The following is an 18517-nucleotide window of genomic DNA, read 5'->3' as shown; positions in this document are numbered from 1 at the left end:
TATGAATAAACTCCGCCAAGAGTATCTGCACTTTCTCTCCTTTCCGCGCGATATGCAGATTTTGCTTCTCACGAACCTGATCTACGCCTTCGTCCTGCCCGTGATTGACATTTTCGTAGGGGCCTACGTCATGCGCAACACGCAGGACGTGAAAATGGTCGTTATTTACCAACTTGCAGTCTACACAGGTATTCCGTTCACATTTTTAGTCAACGGCTTCCTGCTCCAACACATTGGTATTAAGCGTCTCTATTCGGCGGGAATGTTACTGAGCGGGATTTCCATGGCGGTGATGATGTCGCTGGGAAAACTCAGCATAATGGGCATCGGGGTGGCAGGCTTAATGATGGGAATGTCCTTTGGCTTATTCTGGGCCAATCGCGACTTCCTTGCGCTCTCTACTACCAATGACTCAAATCGCAACTACTACTATGGCCTGGAAACATTTTTCTACACGAATACCTACGTCGTTGTGCCGGTCCTCATCGGCTGGTTTATCGAGGGCACAGGCCAGTGGGGATGGTTTGGCGGGGACCGCGTCGCAGCTTATCAAATCGTCACAGCGATGGTGTTCCTACTGACCATTTTCTCATCAATCTTGATCCATCGGGGTAACTTCGAAAACCCGCCAAAGTCCGATTTCATCTATTTTCGCTTCCACTGGCTGTGGAACCGGATGCAGTTACTGGCCATCTTGAAAGGATTGGCGCAAGGTTATATCGTCACCGCTCCAGCCATGCTGGTAATGCTTTTGGTCGGGCAAGAAGGTGCCTTGGGAACAATTCAAGCAGTCGGAGGCATCCTATCAGCTTTTCTACTCTACTTCATTGGCCGGACTGCCAAGCCGAAACACCGCATTATGATCTTCACTATTGGCCTTGGACTGTTTGTCCTGGGCGGGTTAGCAAACGCTCTGCTCTTCAATGCTACAGGCGTTCTCATCTTCATGGTATGCCTTCTGCTGGGCCGACCGCTGCATGACATTGCCTATTTCCCCATTCAAATGCAAGTGATCGACACAGTTTCCGCCATCGAACACCGCAATAAATTCGCGTACATCTTCAATCAAGAGTTCGGTTTTTTCATCGGCCGCTTAGCCGGTTGCGGGTTGTTTATTTTGTTGGCCAACAATATTTCCGATACGTTCGCATTGCGATACGCACTATTAATCATAGGAATCGTGCAATTGCTTTCGATTTGGATGGCCAAGCGCATTCTCAGCGGTTGCGGACAACTGGTACCCACTCGCGAAGTGCTCACTCCACAAAGTCCTGACATAATTCTTGAGAAACAGGCTCCAGGTTTGTTGGGTTGAGTAGTAAAGAATGGCATGAGCCTGGAAGTTGCCTCTCTTAAATGTTCTCAGGATCTAGCTCAACCAAGGTTCAGAAACCACTGTTGGCGTTTCTCTACCGCAGCGAAACCAACCAGACCTAAGAATGAGGTTGTCCGAGGGTTAAGAAGGAATCGTTTCAGTCTGCATGGTCTTCAATGAGCGACTTGGATGAACGAGAGAGTCCCTTATTGAACCAATCTGAACGGATGCAATCTTGTCGATTGGTAGATGAACTTCTGCTCAATCGGTTCCCCCGCAGTAGATTAGACCATCAGACTCCAGCCCTCCAACGTAGTGCCAATGAGGATTGGGGCAGCAAACAATTACCAGGAGAATCGCACGTGTTTAAATTCGTCTCAAATACTCATCGATCCGTGACACTGGATAAAACTGACTCTTTTCGGGGTTACGGTAGCGAAACCTAATTCGGTCTAATCGACCTCCCGCAGTTCGCGGATTTCCAAACTGACAGCGGATGGACCAACTTCAGCAGCTTAGCCTGTTGCCCAACTGCTGGCGGTGTTGACAACCTCGGTAGTTGCGCCCTTATTCTTAAGAGAGGAAGAGCTGACTCTTGTATGTCTTATCCTAAGTTCCACTAGCTGGCCAGGAGTGGCACTTTTCTGTAGATCGGTTCGTCTTCCAAGTCTGCCTCAGAAGTAAACGCTGAACGCGATGAAGACACATAGTTTACTCGCACAGGATGTACCTGTCGTGAATCGCAGACGAATGTTTTTTGAAGTGCCCAATCGGCCGGCGATAGCAGGAATAGTGAAGTTCATAACATTGGCCGAGTCATGGTGATCATTTAGCCGTTTTCGCGGATGATGACAACTGCTCATGAAAGACGAAGCTACCAACTCGGTAGTTCGATAGCCAATTGCTTAAGTTGGCCGAGCAGCAGTACTGAGGAGACGCCTCTGGGCGGGGTGAGCAAGAAGCCTGCCAACAGAGTCACCTGACGTAACACTTTCAATCGCACTGGTGGTAGTCACCGGTGGCGGGCATAGCAGGCGGCTTTCTTCCTAAGTGACTTTGCCAAAACTTCGCAACGGACAGGAGAGCCCATTCTACGGCGAATTCTTGGGACATGCACCAAGTGCCTATCCCAAAACGTAGAATGGGACCCCGTCCCGTTTGGACAAATGCTCTAAATCTCGGGTCTGGGACCCAAGCTACTTTTGAGAAAAATCGGCTCCGGGATAGGTTCTACGCTTTAATCGAACCACTCATCATCCGGGTCGAAGGCGGGGACCGGAACGTTCAACACCTTTAGCCGGCCGATGGCCCTGTGGCGGCAGCCAGGTTTGATGAGGATGGCGTCGCCTGGTTTCACAGGGTGGCGCTGACCGTCTAGTTCCATTTCTCCTTCGCCTTCAAGAATGTAATAGAGTTCCGTCAGACTTTTGTGATAGTGCGTTTGGGCATCGGTGCTAATCTCGACCAGGTGCATGGAAGCGACGCCGGCGGCGTCATCGACAAAGGCCCGGCGCGTTTCGCCGCAGAGGCATTTGACTGGAGGCAAGTCGGCGAGGTGTTCGATGCGATAGGGTTCGGACATGTTACAAACCAACTCGGTGGTGAATGAGACAAGTAGTACTATCTACACCTAAGATAGCCACGAAAAGCACAGCGCGGTCACTTGCCGCAACCAAATTAAAAGGAAGAAACTAGACGCGGATGATCGCTGATCGGACGGATTTACGCGGATGTCAAGAGAATTCAACTCACGAATGATCCGTGGTAATCCGCTAAATCCGCGTTTGTCCGCGTCTAATTTCCCCTCTTTGATTTCAACTGAGATGAATTTGCGTATGCTTCGAAGATTTGTGTCGTTAGTAGCACAAAAAGTCACAAAAAAGTAGGCATAGGTTTGCGCTGTGCCATTCAAACTGTTCTGACAAGATCGAATTTGTTGCAGAGAAGTGTAGCGCACCGTTGGGCTTCATTCAAGTTCACTCGCGTTGTGGAGATGGGGCGGGTGCGGTCCCAGTCGGTGAAATGCGTGACCCAGCCAAGGTCGCGCAGTTTTTGCACTCCTTGGGAAACACGACCCTCGTAGTTCTCTGGCACTTCCAGCAAGCCTACGCTTGCGCCACTGGTTAGTGCTTCAGAGACCATCGAGACACTGTCTTCGCTGACCCAAACTTGTGACGAATGAGTGAGTTGTTCGGGCACCCAGTTGAGGCTCGTGCTGGTATGGGGCACAACTGTGAGATTTGGCAGAGGAAGGTGCTCTAGTAACATCACTAGATCAGCGGGAGTGCGGCGCGATGTGGTGAGATGCCAGTTGACGTCGGGTTGGTTGCTGACAATGGCTCCAATCTGATTGATGATGGATGGGTTGTCCCAGCCATGAGCGGAGGAGGGGCCGCCAATGAGGATCAGTCCGCGTTCCTGTTGCTGCGACCGCGAGGGGTTAACGACATTGAGGACGCCGCGAGTGAGAATCACATTCTCGGATTTTTCGAGGCCGTCCTGGTCGGGAACAATGCAAAGATCAAACAGCCAATGGGGCAACGAAGGTTTCATTAACACAACTGCCTTGCCGCCGTTGTGTCGACGTGCCGCCAGAAGGGCGAAGTGGGTGGCGTGGCCTGCACCTAGAATGAGGTCCGGCCGTTTAAGATTTTCGCCCGGGGGAAACTGATTCCCCAGCCACCAGAGACAACTTTGTCTACGAGAGAAGCAAGGCAAGTCGAAAGTTTCGACAGGCGTGATCTCCGCTATGGCTTTGACGAGACCACGAGTTTGATTGATGTGACCTGATTTGTCGTCGTGGAATCGCCAGATGACTGTGCAACTTGCTGGATTGACATCCCTGCGTAGGGAAGCGTCATCTCCGCACGGTCGGGGATCCATTCGACTCCGCGTAGTGACTAGGTTCCCGCCTGCGCGGGAATGACCTGTTGATTCCCCGATTTGCATGGTAAATCCTATGCAGCCGTGCGTTGCCGTTGGGAGAGATACGCGTGGGCCATCTCCGCAGCAATGGATGTGGTTGCAACTTCGCTGAAGCGCTGCTTGCCGCGGAGTTCCTCAGAAAAAGAGAGATTGTCGATGACTGGCTTTGTAGGAAGGTAGGTCGCTCCCATCCGCGTGGCGATGTCGTGCGATTCGGCGTTGTATCTCAAAAGTTGCTCATTGTGTTGGGCATTGTGTTGTAGGGGTGGACTCCCCCAGAGCAGGATCCACACGCCGGGATTCGCTTTGCGAGCGAACTTGATCATCCGCTGAATGTTGGAGCAAAAATCGGCGATTGGCACTAAGGTTTCTCCTGAAACGACGCTTCGGGGTGATATGTTGCCCGAACGGAATTTCTTGAGATTCAGCAGTTTGCGACTCGTTGTCTTCAAACCCACCTCAGTAATGTAGGGATACGTGCCCCGAGCTATCGGTGTGATCCTTGAGTCTACGTGTCCGTAATTCAACAGGAGAATATCTGCCTGAATCTTGCTGGAAGCCATCAAAGCAGTTCCTTCTCGAGAGCAGGCCCGCTGGCAAGCAAGATTCTGTCCGGAGACGCGATAACCCGCCTGCTCAAGGCATCGGCAAAACTTATCGAGGATCGAACTACCTTTGGGAGCGACATGTGTGCCGAAGAGATTGCAGTCTCCAAGAGCTAGTACGCGAGTGCTGCCAACTGGAAAAGGAGCGTGTTGATTGGGAGGGATCATGGTGTGCGCAGTTGCCGTTTTGTGTTGGACGAGAGTTAACAAGGTGCTTCGGCTCTCTGCTTGTTCAATTATTGTGGAGGATTGAAAAATGTTGACATTGTAAGAAGACGTCTATAGTCCTTTTGCTACCGATGAATCAAGATCATCAAGAATCCTCGGTAGCTTTCACGATCTCATGATTCGAACTCAATTCTTGGAGGCCTGCTAGCAATTGACCTGCTAGCACAACGCCTGTTCGACTCGTTTGGGGCGCTGTTCTCTTAAAGGTTTTGTGCTTCTATTCGATCGGCTACGACCCCCGGAGAAGGGCATGGTACTTTCACTATGATTCCCCTGCCCTTCACTCCAATGAGGTTGACGGAATCTGGGCGATCAGGTCTAGTTCGCCGGGTATTTCTCCGCTGGAAGTGCTATGAGTAGTCTGTCTGTCGGCGGACGGCTTCACTTATTTGAAATTGCTACCCTTCCTGAGACCCTTATGTCTAGTGATTCGGCGCCTGAACTGGTGGTAACCAACCTCAATCGGAATTTTACCGGGGTCTCGGCGACGATAGATCAACTCCTGCGCATCCAGGAGAAGAATTACAAGACACTTTTTTGCGGGAACCCACTCCCTGCAGTCAATACGAAGCCCGTCTCAATAAGACAAGCGATCCTCAGTTCCTTTAGGGCGCCAAGAAACAGGCCATGTATTATTTGGCATGTGCGTCGGAATTGTGAAATGTTTTGGGCACTGGTTGCTCGCGATCTGCTGCGGTTGCCGATCAAGACGGTTTTTACTTCGGCCGCAATTCGTCGCCACTCGGCGTTGCCGAGATTTTTGATTTCGAGAATGGACGCGGTTGTCGCTACTTCGCCAAGGGCGGCGGGATTTGTGCCGAATGTAGTCGCCGTCGTACCGCACGGCGTCGATACATCGAGTTTTCAACCGGCAGTAGATCGCGCTAGCGCCTGGCAAGCGACAGGCTTTTCAGGCAAACGAGGGATCGCCACGGTTGGTCGAGTCCGACCAGAAAAGGGGACGGATCTCTTCGTCGAGGCAATGATCCGAATTTTACCGCATCATCCCGAAGTGACCGCTCTAATTATCGGAAAGACCGAGGCGAAGTTTGCTCGATTCTCACAGGCGCTGAAACGTCGCATAGCTGAGGCAGGACTCGAAGGTCGAATTTGTTTTACGGGGGAGATCGAGAAACAAAAGCTGCCTGAAATCCTCTCCGCGTTGACGCTACTGGTTGCTGTGCCACGTTACGAAGGCTACGGCATGACTCCCCTCGAAGCGATGGCCTCAGGTACTCCTGTGGTAGTCAGTGATACGGGCGCGTTTGCCACATTTGTGGCCAATAGCAAGAGTGGTCGGCTAGTGCCGATCAACGACATAGAAAAGGTGTGTGATGCAGTCGAAGAGATTCTCGATGATCCTAATCTGGCAGAAGATATGTCGCGAGGGGCACGAGAAACTGTCGAGCAGGAGTTTAGCGTCACCCAAGAAATTGAAGGAATCGGACAAGTCTACCAACAGCTTTGGGAACTTCGGAATGCTGCTTGAGTGATGTCATAATTCACATGTAGCCACTAAGGAACCACTCGTTATGAATAAATCAGCGTATTGTAGCCAGCACGGCGAGGACATCTTGCTTGATAAGGTGTTTGCAGGACAAAAAGAAGGATACTACGTCGAACTCGGCAGCCACGATGGTGTGCATTTGTCGAATACCTACTATTTCGAACAACGGGGCTGGAGTGGTCTGTTGGTCGAAGCGCATTCGGGACTCTTCGACGCTCTCAAAACAAACCGCAAAGGATCGACTTGTATTCGGGCCGCTGTTTCCGAAGAGGACGGCGAAGTTGTTTTCTACGAAACTCCCCGTGGCTCCCTCTCCACGTTTGACCCAGCACAACGAGATTACTTCATCCAGCGGCGTTCTGAAGTGACAGCGCACAGCTATCGCGAAACTAAGGTCAGGACTGCACGCACTACGACTCTGCTTGATGAGGCTCGTGCTCCTGCAACGATTGACATCATGTCGATTGATATTGAAGGTGCTGAGCTTGCTGCGTTGCGTGGCCTTGATTTCGACAAATACAATGTTCGTGTGCTCGTAGTCGAGTCAGACCACAAACAACATGAAGCGGAAAGCATGGTGCGAAAGCTACTCACTGCTCAAGGATATGAAATCGCACGCACGATCGGCGTCAATTCATTCTGGGTCAGAGAGGGTGAGCTAGCACGGAAGATTCGTGAGGTACCGTTTTCAGGCGAGGTCAATCACTATCGAAATGTCGGCAGGGAACTCGATGAAAAAGTTGTCTGCAACACGGTTAGCGTTTCCTTTGCTGCCGGGGAAAACTCAAGAAGAAGATCACTTCTGACACGTCTTCATCAAAGCTTTCATAAAAGATATCAAAGGTATTTCAATAGAGCCGCCTAGGTCACCCACGTTGCCATTTAAATTCCTTCGCATCCGGTTGAATAGGTTTACTCTTACCGAGATCTAGAATGAACGTCAAAGCATTTATTGTCCACCTGGAACGAGCAACGGATCGGCATGAACAGGTCGAGCGTCTTAAGCAGCAATGTCCGATTCCCGTAGAGGTCGTAGAAGCGGTCGATAGTGAAGCACTTGAGAATGAGAGTGTTCGCGAGAGAAGAGACTGCTCACACTTTAAGCCGTCCTATCCTTTCCAGCTGAGGTTGGCAGAGATAGCCTGTTTCTATAGCCATCGTAAGTGCTGGCAAGCGATCGTCGATCAGAATCTTGATGGGGGTCTAATCCTAGAAGACGATGTCGAACTTGACGTGACTGTTTTTAATTCCGCCTTCGACCTTGCGCTACGACATTTTACTCTGGAAGACTATGTTCGGTTTCCTCAAAAATGCCGTGAGAGAGCTGCATCAATTCGTGCTTCTACGGCAACTCACCGGCTCATTGTGCCCGAGGTGACCGGCTTGGGAATGATCGGACAATTGGTTGGACAGAACGCGGCAAAATCGTTATTGGAACATACTCAGCGATTTGATCGGCCCGTCGATGCGTTCTTGCAAATGACATGGCAAACGGGTGTGCAGCCAATTAGTGTTTATCCGGGCGGAATCACCGAAAGGTCTGCTCAACTCGGAGGGAGTTGCATTGGGAAGCGAAAGTCATGGAGAGAAACGCTAAAGAGAGAAATACTCCGCCCGCTTTATAGGCACAAACTGGCGAGCTGCGCTCGTCGGAGTGCCCAAATCAGCTTTTAGATAACGGATCCGGCGTATGCATCGTAAAATCGAAAAGGCGAGACGATACTGGAGTTGGCGCCTAAAATCGACGGCGAATCTCCCCCTTTTTTGGCATGTCGGTCGACCAAATTTCGGTGACGACATCAACCCTTCGTTTCTGGAGCGGCTTAGTGACCAGCAAGTCCGCTTCGCCACGAATCGTTCCCAACCTCACCTCCTCGGCGTAGGTAGCATCCTCGAAAGTGCAACGCCGTCTTCAATCGTAATAGGTTCCGGTTATCTCAAACCCGATTCTGGACCGTTGCCGAAACAGACGAGGGTTGTCAGTGTCCGCGGTCAAAGGAGTCTCGAACTCGCCGGCTGCGGCGATCATGTCCTGCTAGGGGACCCCCTCGTTTTGGTCGATCAATTATTCGATAAGCCAATTCGAAAGAAGCATGAAATCGGATTGGTATCGCATGTACTGAATATCTCCGCGATGAAGGCAAAGTACGGTCGCTACACCCATCTGATCAGCCCCATGCAATCTCCGTGGAGAGTCGTGGAAGAAATTGCTTCCTGTGAAAGAATCGTGAGTCAATCATTGCACGGTTTGATTGTGGCAGACGCATTGCAGATTCCTAATTTATGGCTCGCACCCTCGGATTCGATGGCTGGAGGGAGATTCAAATTTGACGACTATTTCTCTACGCTTGATCAAGAAAAGCCATTTTTCGCTGCGAACGAAGACATCTTTCAACATCCTTCGCAATACCCATTCATGATCGGCCAATTCAAATATTCAAAACAGCAGTATCGCACCGCAATAAGTAATGCCTGTGCGTCCTTGTCACTTGCTACAAACCGAGTTGAAGTCGGAGTCTCAGTATGACAATTGCAATACTCCCCTATCGATTGAAGAATATCCGTAATCTAGCCGATGTACCGCTTGATCAACTTATCTTGCCACTCGAAGCGAGTATCCGCCAAGGGACGGTCCGCGAGTTGTTACCCGAGGATCACTTGGTCATTCCCCCGAGTTCGCAACTACTGTATCGTCCCCTTGAGAACCTCCAGTGTTCAATCTCCCTGAGAATTACCGAACCCTATGCGGTCCATAGGCGTCACTATCTAGCGATGTATGTGCTGTGGCCACGATTCTTTCGCATCTTTTCGCGATGCCATAAGCTGAGACGGCGTATTCCGAATGCCCGAGCATTGACACTTACGTCAACTTGGGTGTCGGACCTAAACGCTGCGAACGTTTCAAAAACTGAGCGAATGTCTTTGATAGCATCTGGCAAACAAAAAATGAGAGGGCATCGCATACGTCATCAATTGGCTGCCTGGATTTCACAAGCTGGGGTCGAAGTAGATCTCTTGGGTCGGGCGTTTAAGTCCTTTGATAAGAAGGAAGAAGGGCTCGCTCCCTACCGGTTCTCAGCGGTTATTGAGAACAGTCGCGAACCGGGCTATTTCTCTGAAAAGTTGATCGACTGTCTACTTTGCAACACGATTCCCGTCTATTGGGGCGCTCCGGATGTGAACCAATACTTCGATACAAGAGGGATGGTCATTTGTCAGAGTATCAATGAATTAAAACAAGCCCTATCGTCTTTAAACTATAGAGACTTTGAGCGTCTCAGCGCTTACTCTGCCGAAAATCGTGAGCGGGCGCTCTCCTATATCAATCAAGAACAAGCCATTGCGAAAATGCTGCAATATGAGTTGTCCAACATATCGGCTGCATAAACTGCTCTTACGCGGTTCAGCATGAATGCACATTACTTATAAAAAACCCACAGCGGTCGGCTTAATTCTGACTTAAATACTGAAGTGGCAAGATCGGCCACTTTTTCAATCCGTGAGAACGCGACTGTATTGAGAAAATTGGCATAGTCGTCCAAATTCGTATCCGGATGTCCCTCAAAAACAACCGCTTGGGTAACATTGTTCTTAGCGATATGAGCTAGTCTTTCAGGATTCTTTAGATGGTGGTGCACTGATAGCATGAAACCAATATCAAATTGCTCTGCTCCATTCAACTGATCTGAATCAACATTGAATTGGCGAAACTCAACGTTGGGGTAACATTGGTCAAACATGGCAAAACGCGTGGCAAAGTTCACAATTCTTCCAGAAACTTCTAAGCCGACTACCTTGCGTGCTCCAGATTTGTAGGCTCCGATGGCATTCATGCCAATATTGCACCCGACATCAAGGACTGTTTTCCCTCCTAACAACTCTGGTGGCAACGTGGCGAGCCGGTCGTAGATATCTTCACGACGTCCATGCCTTACGATGGCTTTGTCAATATAGATACTTTGGTATGGCAAGTTCTTGTTATTCGTCCCATAAAATTCGTCGACACGCATATACTGGTCGAACACATCAGGAAAACCGAGTACTTTTGCGTTTACTGGAAGTCCAAGCGCAGCGGCGATACTGCACCGATGATTTCCATCGACTACGAAGTAGCCCTGCAGGCCGGGAATCTTTGTCAAGATGACCGTGGCATTGAGCTTGCCCGCTGCTTCGGTCTTTTGGACTAAGTCGACGAATCGATCGTATTTCTCTTCCAGATTACTTGGACTGGTTTCAATGCCGTGGCTAGGCCAGCTAAATTCCAGATACTTGAGATACTCTCGCTTCGCTTTTTCAATCGCCATGCTATCGCCAGAGCGAACTGACTCTGCGACCTGATAGTGAGGCAGTTCGGCAATCTGTACATCAAGCGGTTGGTCGTTCTGAAGAAAATACTTCGCGTTGCCCGAATTGAATTGGAAGAAATGAAACTCAAGTATCTCTTCCCGCAAAAACTCCTCACTCGTGGTGAGATAGGTCCGCAATCGGTTGTATTTGCGCTCGACGCCAAGCATTCTTGTCAACTGTGCAATCGCCATGTTTCCACTCTTTCGGGTGCTTGAAAGGCTTACTAGCTTCGATCCCTGTCGCAACAGAAACCAGTTTTCGAAAGCTTAACCAGCAATTACCTTTCGAGGCGAGAGCAATGTGTGCTAGCGTTCTCCCCACACAACCAAACCCCAGCGGTATTAACGTTTTCTGCCGCCAATCGGGAGAGATCTGCCCATCATTTGGCGGCTAATTCTGCAAAATGCAGGTGGCCAGGAAAGTTGAGCAGGAAGATAAGACTTGCTAGAGGCGATCTCCAGCTAGGCTCTCATAGAGTTCTATTTCTTTCTCAAGGGCAGAACGCAAGTCATATCCTTCTACGGGAATTGGGGCCTGCAATGCATTCTGGTACACCTGAGCGAGCTTATCTGCCATAGCAGTAATGTCGCCGACTGGGACTCTCCCCATAGGATAGACTTGCGCGAGAATCTCACCCACACCGCCATGCTCGTACCCAAAGGTGGGGCGCCCCAGACTGAGCGACTCTAGCACGGTACGCCCAAAGCTCTCAGGCTTCGTAGAAGTCGATACGACGGCCGATGAAACACACATGATTTCACGCAGATCTTTGCGTTGCCCAGTGAAAAGGATGTCCTGATTTAGATTCTTGCGACCTATCTCTTCTCTGAGCAATCTTGAATACTTGCGACGTCGAGGGTCTTCGCCACCAACGATTAGCCCTGCGACGGGGATTCCTTCTTGTTTGAGCAGGTCAATTACTCCAAGGAAATCAAAGTGGCCCTTTAACCGTGTGAGGCGTCCCGGTAGCAGTACAACAAATCTGCCTGTCAAGGAGGGGTATTGTTGATTCCAAGAGTTGCGCCATTCCGCACTAGGTTGAAACCCGTAAGAAAATTTCGATGGATCAATTCCATGAGGAATCACCACAATCTTACTTGCGTCCGTATCGGGATAATTCTTCAAGATAAACTCTCGACAACACTCAGATACTGCAACTATTCTTTCGCCGTAGGTCATAACTTTACTGTAACGATTCACAGAATTCAGACCGTGCACGGTCGTCACAATACGAGGACGCTGCCGAGCAGGCATCATTCTACAAGCGAGAAGTCCAATCCACGCCGGCATTCTGGAACGTGCGTGGAGAACATCTACACCACTTTGCTTCAAGAATTGCCGCAGCTTGAATGCATTCAGAAGAGCAAAGGGTGACTTGCGACCAATGTCTAGTTGGAAACTCTCTCCCCCTACAGCCTCTATTTCCTCAACCAACTTACCTCCTGCAGAAACTACCACACTGCGATGCCCCCGCGCAACTAAGGCAGCATTGATTTCCACGGTACAGGACTCGACACCTCCACCTTCAAGAGCGGGGAGCAGTTGCACAACCGTCAATAGACGCCCGGATTTTTTGTGCGCGGATAGCTCTGGATTTGACCTCATGAAAGAGCCCTTTGGAAGCGAAGCCAGCAAATTGACCGCATGACTCGCTACTGGTCAGGTAGCAGTCTTTTGCTAGGATGCTAACAAGTATTGGTGGGTTGCAATACCTTACTATTGCTCACCTCGGACCATTTCATGCAAAGCAGAAGAGCAGTGAACAAATGAATTTCTCCTGGGCAAAGGGCAGCCTACACCAGTTCTTATTCCTGAGCGTGGTCGCAGTAGTCGGAAGCGTGCTGTACCCCCTTTCTTGCGATGCAGGGGGTGGACCGGAGAATGTGTTTCTTGTGGTCAACAGCTCCAGCCCCGCTTCACTTACGGTAGCGAATCACTACATCGACCTTCGCAAAATCCCGCCTTCCAACGTTTGTTTTCTCAAGTATCCTCCCGGACGGGCTTCGATGGGAGGAGATCGTTTCAAGAAGGTATTCCTCGAGCCGATCATTGCCAAGATCAAGAAGCGGAAGCTCACCAGTCAAATCGATTACATCGTTTATTCTTGTGATTTCCCTTGGCGAGTGAATTTTGCCAAAGTGTTTCCAACGGAGAACTTCAGTCGTCAGCAGAATCCTTATGTCTCGCTTTCAAGTGCAACCTATTTGTCAGCGTTTGTGCTTGCTGATCGCAAGGAGATGTTTGGTTCCAATGCAAATTTTTATTGTAGTCCTGCCAACAATCTCGTCGTTGTCTCGCGAGGTTTCCGCTCCAGCTATCGGTGGTCCCTTGGTGGAAGGAGGGCAGGTGCTGACGGTTTGCCTTACATGCTGTCGTCGGTTCTGGGCGTGAACAGCGTGCCTGGCAACACGGTGGATGAGATCGCCTGGTATCTGAAGCGGTCGGCTGAGGCTGACGGAACAAAACCCGCTGGTACTATCTACTTTGCCAAGAACAAGACGATTCGCTCAACAGTCCGCGACAAGGAGTATCTCCAAGCCGTCGCCAAGATCCAACTCGCTGGCGTGAAAGCGGAAGTCATCGAAGGGTATTTTCCTGAATACAAGCAAAACGTTGCTGGTGTTACCTGTGGACACAGCCTCGTGAACCCAGCCGGGTCGCACTGCCGATTTTTGCCGGGTGCATTTATCGATAACCTCACAAGTGCCGGTGGCCAGTTCTTGCCGGGTAAGAATCAAACCTGCCTGAGCGAGTTCCTTCGAATGGGTGCCGCCGGTGCCTGTGGCACAGTTGTAGAACCTTTTGCTCTGGCACCGAAGTTTCCCAACTCAACTCAGCAGGTCCACTACGTTCATGGTTGCTCTTTGGCCGAATCGTTTTACCAGTCGGTCGCCTCTCCCTTTCAGCAGATCCTGGTGGGGGATCCTCTTTGCCAACCTTGGGCGAAAATACCTGAAGTTTCGCTCGAAGGAATTAAGGAGAATTCGATGGTAGAGGGCAAAGTGACGATCACTCCACAGGTCTCAGATATTGAGGAAGGTGTGGCAGACCTAAAATTATTTGTTGACGGTGTTCTAAAACAGCAGAAACAGGCGGGACAAAGCTTCCAGTGGGACACCACGAAAATTCCTGATGGCTATCATGAATTGCGGGTCGTTGCCACCGACAATACCCCCATCGAAACCCAAGGCCGTTGGTTGGGGCAAGTGATAGTTAAGAATGGCTCCGATGCGGTTCAAGTTAGCGTGGAGAAAGATTCTCTGGCTGCGAGCTCAACTTTTGTCAATTTCAACGTAAATGCTACGAATCAGGACCCGGTTGCGCTGTATTGCAATGACATCGAATTGGGCAAGATCGACAATGGCAACGGTCAGATAGCAGTCGCGAAAGAGAAACTGGGGGCGGGACCGATTACCCTGACAGCCATCTCCAAGGGAAAGCCCGGCATGCGATCTCGGCCTCTGAGGATAGAGTTAACAGATTAAAAGTAGATTGCTTAAATCCTAGACTCGCTTTCGCGGCATGAGATAGTGCATTCCTAATAGTCCAAAAAGACCGAGCACCAAGGTGGCAGATTCGGGGACGACATGCGCTGATGCTGCAAAGTGTCTTTGCCAATTAAGCAAATCGCTACCGTCCAAAACATCGCCATAGTTGGATTGCCACTCGCCGAGGTTAAAGTTCACGATTGGAGAGAGTTGAACTGTAAAGTCATTTCGATGGTCAGTTTTCCACTCTTCCAGATGTGGACTATAAGTCTGCGCATGGACTGTGGCCTCTTCAAATGTGTAGGTCCGCAGCCAACTGCCTCCGCCCCCTTCAATTCTTTGCGTATTGAATCCTATCTCATTGATGATATGGCCGTCATCCGCAACGCTCGCCCAATTGACAGCAAAGAAAAGGGGATCATCTATATCGATGTCATCACCATCTAGTTCGTGGCCATTGAAAACCATCTCCACATTGCTAGTGGACCTAAGCCACTGCCACAGAGGCTCCGCGTTCGGATCTCGGGCAAACAAAGACTCTCCTGTGTTCGGGTCAGCGTCTCCTTCTTCGATATTCATATGTGTCGCAACAATCCCCGTATCGTAAGGATACTGTTGAAGAATTGAGGTAGCCCATGCTAATGCTTCTGGACGAGGGTAGTCTTCGAGATTTAAAAGCAAGAGTCTGCGACCGTCGGGAGCCCTGAACCTTACATAGCTATTGACCCAGTCTCCCTCTTGCCAAGGGATGAGCCCGGGGAAAGTTTCGTTAAAGTACTGATTATATCGAGTTGTCGGTTTCCATGTATGACGTGCATACGCTCCGACGGGACTATAGTCGTGGTTCCCTGTAGGAACAATATACGGAGTGTTCATGCTATCAAGTTGCGCCTTGATCGCAGCCCACTGCCAGTCGGAATTGTCCCACGTGATATCTCCTGTTCCCAACACAAATTCAAACTCATGATCGCGGATCCAATTGACATGCGATTCAAGCCAAACCTGCTCCTGCGGCCAGTAGCGCACATAGTTTTGAGTATCTGGGATGACGACCATCGACCAATCCGCCATGACTGCCCCAGGACATAATAGCGGAAGTAGAGCTATCGCCCGTGTAGAAACTCTCATAGTCGTTTTCCCAGTGTTGAACGATCGGAACAATCAATCAGAGTTTCCGTTTGACCAGAATGACTAAGGTTTTATTAAATCCTGAACAAATCTGAATGCTTCCTGATGGCAACAATTCTGAATTCAATTGTGCCACAGGTCGGAGTTGTTCCTAGGGACACCCGTCAAAACAAAGTAATACTGGCAGGAAAATAACAAACAGATAAGTGCTTGACTCTATCGCCTTGATCTACCATTTCAAGACAAATACGTTCAATTTTAGCCTAAGCATAATCGAGAACATGGTTTATTGGACCGTCTGAAACTCACCATTATGACGCCGATGGCTAAAAGGCCTAGCGAAGCTGGCTCGGGGACGGGCAGTCCCAAGTTGCCGCGAATCTCCCCCATACCGAAGACATCCGTATGCACATTTAAATAAGATTGACCGCTTTCCATAATGGCAATAATTTGAGCAGGGGTGATCGGATCGTAGGGCTGATTGGTCATTGGATTGATACCCGTCTGCTGAAGTGCCTCGAGAGTGTGGCTATCGCTCCATGTGTCTGAATTGAGATCGACCGACCCGGGAATGTCAGGGGGTCCAAAGATCTCAATGATATGCGAGGGATTGCTGGACGTAGCATCAGCCGGTCCGTGGACATGAAGTTTAGTCAGGGCACCGAACAAGTTACTCCAAGTAATCTCATACGAGATAACATTGGTATTCGTGTTGTATTCAAAACGTCCACTACCAGTTGCTGGGCTGTTCGTGGAACCATCAACCTCGGGGCCGTTCTTGATTTGGGATTCGTCGATTGAAAAACCCCAAATTAAGACTTCTGCCAAGGCTAAGTTCGTAATGTTTTCCAAGAGAGCTAGGGCCACGATTAGATAGGAACAAGCAACCACGAACTTTCTCACGGGATGCTGTAGAACTGAAATCATCAATTGTCTCCTGCCATCAAAGTTGACTTGAATAAATCAAGCTGTGGGAACCAATGTAGGTAAAGGAAAAACCGCCTTGAGTCGCAGCATCCGCACTCCTACTGGGGCGAGTGAATACTTCGATTCGTGGCGGTTCAATATTAGATCAATCTCGATTGTATGGGTCCGGAGCAGGTCCCAGTTGCTTATCAGAACATATTATAAACCTGTCGCAGGCAAATGCAAGAAAAATCCGTTTTCTGCGAGTGATTTTCAGTTCAGCAAACTCTATGCGTATATCTGCTTACCTATCGTAGTGGTCTAAACCGAGTCATTTGAATGCAATTCCGGGCAACCAATGTCAACATGGTCAAGGCAGCGATGAGAATACCTGGTGGCTCTGGTACAAGGTTTATGGCCTGCAAAGAAGATGTCGTTTCAAGGCTGTATTGGTCTCGCCAAACACTGAGATCGAGAGCGTCTACACGTCCATCGCCGTTGGCATCGCCATCAGCGAGGATGGCATCCATTAATATTCCAAATCCTCGTTGCCAAACGAGGAAATCAGCTCCATCGATCTTACCGTCCTCATCGAAATCAGCGTTCGGTGGCCTAGGTAAAACATTGGTAGAATTGACGACATGAAGCCCCCATTGTGAGTCGCTGAGCAAGACGCGCTCGTGACCTCCCCAGGGAAACACACTCTGGTTTCCGACAAAGCCTTCCAATGGACTGGTAAAATTCGATGTATCGAATTGACCGATCAACTGTACTCCCCTATTGAGTAGATCATTATCGAGATCGAGCAACTGAACACCTGCCTGCCACCAAGCAACATACAGCAGGTCACCTACGGCAAGGACTTCGCTAGCCGAATAACTTGTAAGCCCCAAGTCGGAGGCGTCAGCAAAAGAGGCGAGCGTTGGTTGACTAAGGTTAGAAATATCCCAGATACCGATATCGCCCCCTACCTCGCGATGAGTGACTGCAAGGTATTGCCCATTGTAAGTAAGCGCAGCGGATGACGTGTTGGCACCGGTGGCTACCTTACCCAGAAGCGTCGGATTGCTGGCGCCAATGTCGGCAATGTCGTAAACATACACGGCACCCTCTCCCGCGGTTCCGCCCAGCCCTGATGCGTAAAGTCGATCTCCGACAAGTGTTGCATCGTAGATACCTACCGAGTCACCTGTGTCCATGGTACGAACAAACTGAGGTGAGGCAGGCATACCAATGTCAAACACATGAATCAAAGCAGACGCCTCGTCCAGTTGATACAAGTAGCCGTTGCCGAGGGTCGCATTTCGCACGTTGTTGTGACCGCTGGTACTGACATTGATTTGAGCGACTTCAGTCGGCACCGCTGGGTCGGAGAGATCAACAACAAAGGTGCCGCCACCATCTGGGCTGGAGAAAAACCCATAGTCGCCGCTAATTTTGACATCTTGAAATTGTCGAGGGCTGGACGGTAGAAAGGTTCCGATGTGATTCAACGGCCCAGTTCCACTGTCTTGGATAATAGCAACTCCCGATTCCAACGAGCCAAGCACTGCTAGATCCCCTTCACCCCAGACGTCGGTATATGTCGTCGACTTGTTGTTACCGAATGGTGCGAGATAACCTGTAAAAAGCAACGGTTGGACATCGCCAACATCGTGACCCTGGACATTCGAAATTCCCATTAAGGGGACGAACAGCCAACAAACTAGAAAGCTTTGGATCGGTGGAAAAGTACGCATAGGACTGATGTATTTGGTGCCAATCGCCATGGAAGCTAATTGCTGCCACGATCTCCGATTCATTATAGTCTGTGATAGATCAGAAAGGCACCTGAGCGGCTCCAGGTGCATCGTGCGCCGCTAATCCAGATCAGGGTGCCCTTTCTCTGTTGACGTCTCTTACAACATCATTGGAGTCTGGCTAAAGGCACGAGCAAAGATGTCGTAAATTGGCAACATTCGCAAAGGACTACTTCCTATTCGTTGACACTTTTGCCCTCTTGGGCGAAGATAACATACTGGGAAAACGTTCTGAATCTCCGGAAGCTGAACGCTAGCAAAGCCTTATA

General features: G+C 49.9%; 15 protein-coding genes. 7 read left to right on the top strand and 8 right to left on the bottom strand.

The window, feature by feature from the left end; translation table 11 throughout:
- The first annotated feature begins 1 nt into the window (after position 1).
- Positions 2-1315, top strand: coding sequence for an MFS transporter (locus Pr1d_RS09660; protein WP_210417939.1), 1314 nt, complete (start codon positions 2-4; stop codon positions 1313-1315).
- A 1237-nt stretch (positions 1316-2552) separates the two neighbouring features.
- Here Pr1d_RS09660 and Pr1d_RS09655 read toward each other — a convergent pair.
- From Pr1d_RS09655 to Pr1d_RS09645, 3 genes are all read right to left on the bottom strand, one after another.
- Positions 2553-2897 carry a cupin domain-containing protein gene (locus tag Pr1d_RS09655; RefSeq protein ID WP_148073340.1) on the bottom strand — a complete coding sequence of 115 codons (345 nt, stop codon included), beginning with the start codon at positions 2895-2897 and terminating at the stop codon, positions 2553-2555.
- A 326-nt stretch (positions 2898-3223) separates the two neighbouring features.
- Positions 3224-4198 (bottom strand): mitochondrial fission ELM1 family protein, encoded by a 975-nt coding sequence (locus Pr1d_RS09650; protein ID WP_168205149.1) that lies wholly within the window; start codon positions 4196-4198, stop codon positions 3224-3226.
- Positions 4199-4272: 74 nt separating this feature from the next.
- A complete protein-coding gene (locus Pr1d_RS09645; protein ID WP_148073338.1) occupies positions 4273-4803 on the bottom strand; it encodes an SGNH/GDSL hydrolase family protein in 531 nt (176 codons plus the stop codon).
- A 931-nt stretch (positions 4804-5734) separates the two neighbouring features.
- Here Pr1d_RS09645 and Pr1d_RS09640 point away from each other — a divergent pair.
- From Pr1d_RS09640 to Pr1d_RS09620, 5 genes are all read left to right on the top strand, one after another.
- Positions 5735-6562, top strand: a complete 828-nt coding sequence (locus tag Pr1d_RS09640; protein ID WP_238476668.1) for a glycosyltransferase family 4 protein — start codon at positions 5735-5737, stop codon at positions 6560-6562.
- Positions 6563-6605: 43 nt separating this feature from the next.
- Entirely contained in the window at positions 6606-7445 is an 840-nt protein-coding gene (locus Pr1d_RS09635) for an FkbM family methyltransferase (protein WP_148073337.1), read from the top strand.
- 68 nt (positions 7446-7513) lie between these two features.
- Positions 7514-8254 carry a glycosyltransferase family 25 protein gene (locus Pr1d_RS09630; RefSeq protein ID WP_148073336.1) on the top strand — a complete coding sequence of 247 codons (741 nt, stop codon included), beginning with the start codon at positions 7514-7516 and terminating at the stop codon, positions 8252-8254.
- Positions 8255-8270: 16 nt separating this feature from the next.
- Entirely contained in the window at positions 8271-9107 is an 837-nt protein-coding gene (locus tag Pr1d_RS09625) for a polysaccharide pyruvyl transferase family protein (RefSeq protein ID WP_148073335.1), read from the top strand.
- Positions 9104-9967 (top strand): glycosyltransferase family 10 domain-containing protein, encoded by an 864-nt coding sequence (locus Pr1d_RS09620; RefSeq protein ID WP_148073334.1) that lies wholly within the window; start codon positions 9104-9106, stop codon positions 9965-9967. Before Pr1d_RS09625 ends, Pr1d_RS09620 begins: the two co-directional genes overlap by 4 nt.
- Before the next feature lie 32 nt (positions 9968-9999).
- On the opposite strand, the gene Pr1d_RS09615 is transcribed toward Pr1d_RS09620, so the two are convergent.
- Both Pr1d_RS09615 and Pr1d_RS09610 read right to left on the bottom strand, forming a co-directional pair.
- A complete protein-coding gene (locus tag Pr1d_RS09615) occupies positions 10000-11118 on the bottom strand; it encodes a class I SAM-dependent methyltransferase (RefSeq protein ID WP_148073333.1) in 1119 nt (372 codons plus the stop codon).
- Between the two features lie 253 nt (positions 11119-11371).
- Complete coding sequence (locus Pr1d_RS09610) at positions 11372-12532, bottom strand: glycosyltransferase family 4 protein (RefSeq protein WP_148073332.1); 1161 nt, start codon at positions 12530-12532, stop codon at positions 11372-11374.
- A 161-nt stretch (positions 12533-12693) separates the two neighbouring features.
- On the opposite strand from Pr1d_RS09610, the gene Pr1d_RS09605 reads away from it, so the two are divergent.
- Positions 12694-14412 (top strand): Ig-like domain-containing protein, encoded by a 1719-nt coding sequence (locus Pr1d_RS09605; protein ID WP_148073331.1) that lies wholly within the window; start codon positions 12694-12696, stop codon positions 14410-14412.
- Between the two features lie 18 nt (positions 14413-14430).
- Here the strand turns inward: Pr1d_RS09605 and Pr1d_RS09600 are convergent, their stop codons facing one another.
- The 3 genes from Pr1d_RS09600 to Pr1d_RS09590 all read right to left on the bottom strand — a co-directional run bounded on the left by Pr1d_RS09600 (position 14431) and on the right by Pr1d_RS09590 (position 18251).
- Positions 14431-15543 (bottom strand): metallophosphoesterase family protein, encoded by a 1113-nt coding sequence (locus Pr1d_RS09600; RefSeq protein WP_148073330.1) that lies wholly within the window; start codon positions 15541-15543, stop codon positions 14431-14433.
- A 258-nt stretch (positions 15544-15801) separates the two neighbouring features.
- On the bottom strand, positions 15802-16470 hold the full coding sequence (locus Pr1d_RS09595) for a CHRD domain-containing protein (protein ID WP_148073329.1): 669 nt from the start codon (positions 16468-16470) through the stop codon (positions 15802-15804).
- 287 nt (positions 16471-16757) lie between these two features.
- Positions 16758-18251, bottom strand: a complete 1494-nt coding sequence (locus Pr1d_RS09590; protein ID WP_210417937.1) for a dockerin type I domain-containing protein — start codon at positions 18249-18251, stop codon at positions 16758-16760.
- Positions 18252-18517 lie beyond the last annotated feature (266 nt).

The organism is Bythopirellula goksoeyrii, assembly GCF_008065115.1.
GTDB classification, from domain to species: domain Bacteria; phylum Planctomycetota; class Planctomycetia; order Pirellulales; family Lacipirellulaceae; genus Bythopirellula; species Bythopirellula goksoeyrii.
The sequence above is the reverse complement of the archived record's forward strand: the minus strand, read 5'-3'. Positions and strand labels throughout refer to the sequence as shown.

What these genes read in the sequence shown, in the direction of transcription:
- Pr1d_RS09590 (WP_210417937.1), bottom strand. Translation starts at nt 18,251, where the DNA reads ATGAATCGGAGATCGTGGCAGCAATTAGCTTCCATGGCGATTGGCACC.
- Pr1d_RS09640 (WP_238476668.1), top strand. Translation starts at nt 5,735, where the DNA reads ATGTTTTGGGCACTGGTTGCTCGCGATCTGCTGCGGTTGCCGATCAAG.
- Pr1d_RS09655 (WP_148073340.1), bottom strand. Translation starts at nt 2,897, where the DNA reads ATGTCCGAACCCTATCGCATCGAACACCTCGCCGACTTGCCTCCAGTC.
- Pr1d_RS09625 (WP_148073335.1), top strand. Translation starts at nt 8,271, where the DNA reads ATGCATCGTAAAATCGAAAAGGCGAGACGATACTGGAGTTGGCGCCTA.
- Pr1d_RS09620 (WP_148073334.1), top strand. Translation starts at nt 9,104, where the DNA reads ATGACAATTGCAATACTCCCCTATCGATTGAAGAATATCCGTAATCTA.
- Pr1d_RS09630 (WP_148073336.1), top strand. Translation starts at nt 7,514, where the DNA reads ATGAACGTCAAAGCATTTATTGTCCACCTGGAACGAGCAACGGATCGG.
- Pr1d_RS09605 (WP_148073331.1), top strand. Translation starts at nt 12,694, where the DNA reads ATGAATTTCTCCTGGGCAAAGGGCAGCCTACACCAGTTCTTATTCCTG.
- Pr1d_RS09660 (WP_210417939.1), top strand. Translation starts at nt 2, where the DNA reads ATGAATAAACTCCGCCAAGAGTATCTGCACTTTCTCTCCTTTCCGCGC.
- Pr1d_RS09595 (WP_148073329.1), bottom strand. Translation starts at nt 16,470, where the DNA reads ATGATTTCAGTTCTACAGCATCCCGTGAGAAAGTTCGTGGTTGCTTGT.
- Pr1d_RS09645 (WP_148073338.1), bottom strand. Translation starts at nt 4,803, where the DNA reads ATGGCTTCCAGCAAGATTCAGGCAGATATTCTCCTGTTGAATTACGGA.
- Pr1d_RS09635 (WP_148073337.1), top strand. Translation starts at nt 6,606, where the DNA reads ATGAATAAATCAGCGTATTGTAGCCAGCACGGCGAGGACATCTTGCTT.
- Pr1d_RS09615 (WP_148073333.1), bottom strand. Translation starts at nt 11,118, where the DNA reads ATGGCGATTGCACAGTTGACAAGAATGCTTGGCGTCGAGCGCAAATAC.
- Pr1d_RS09650 (WP_168205149.1), bottom strand. Translation starts at nt 4,198, where the DNA reads ATGGATCCCCGACCGTGCGGAGATGACGCTTCCCTACGCAGGGATGTC.
- Pr1d_RS09610 (WP_148073332.1), bottom strand. Translation starts at nt 12,532, where the DNA reads ATGAGGTCAAATCCAGAGCTATCCGCGCACAAAAAATCCGGGCGTCTA.
- Pr1d_RS09600 (WP_148073330.1), bottom strand. Translation starts at nt 15,543, where the DNA reads ATGAGAGTTTCTACACGGGCGATAGCTCTACTTCCGCTATTATGTCCT.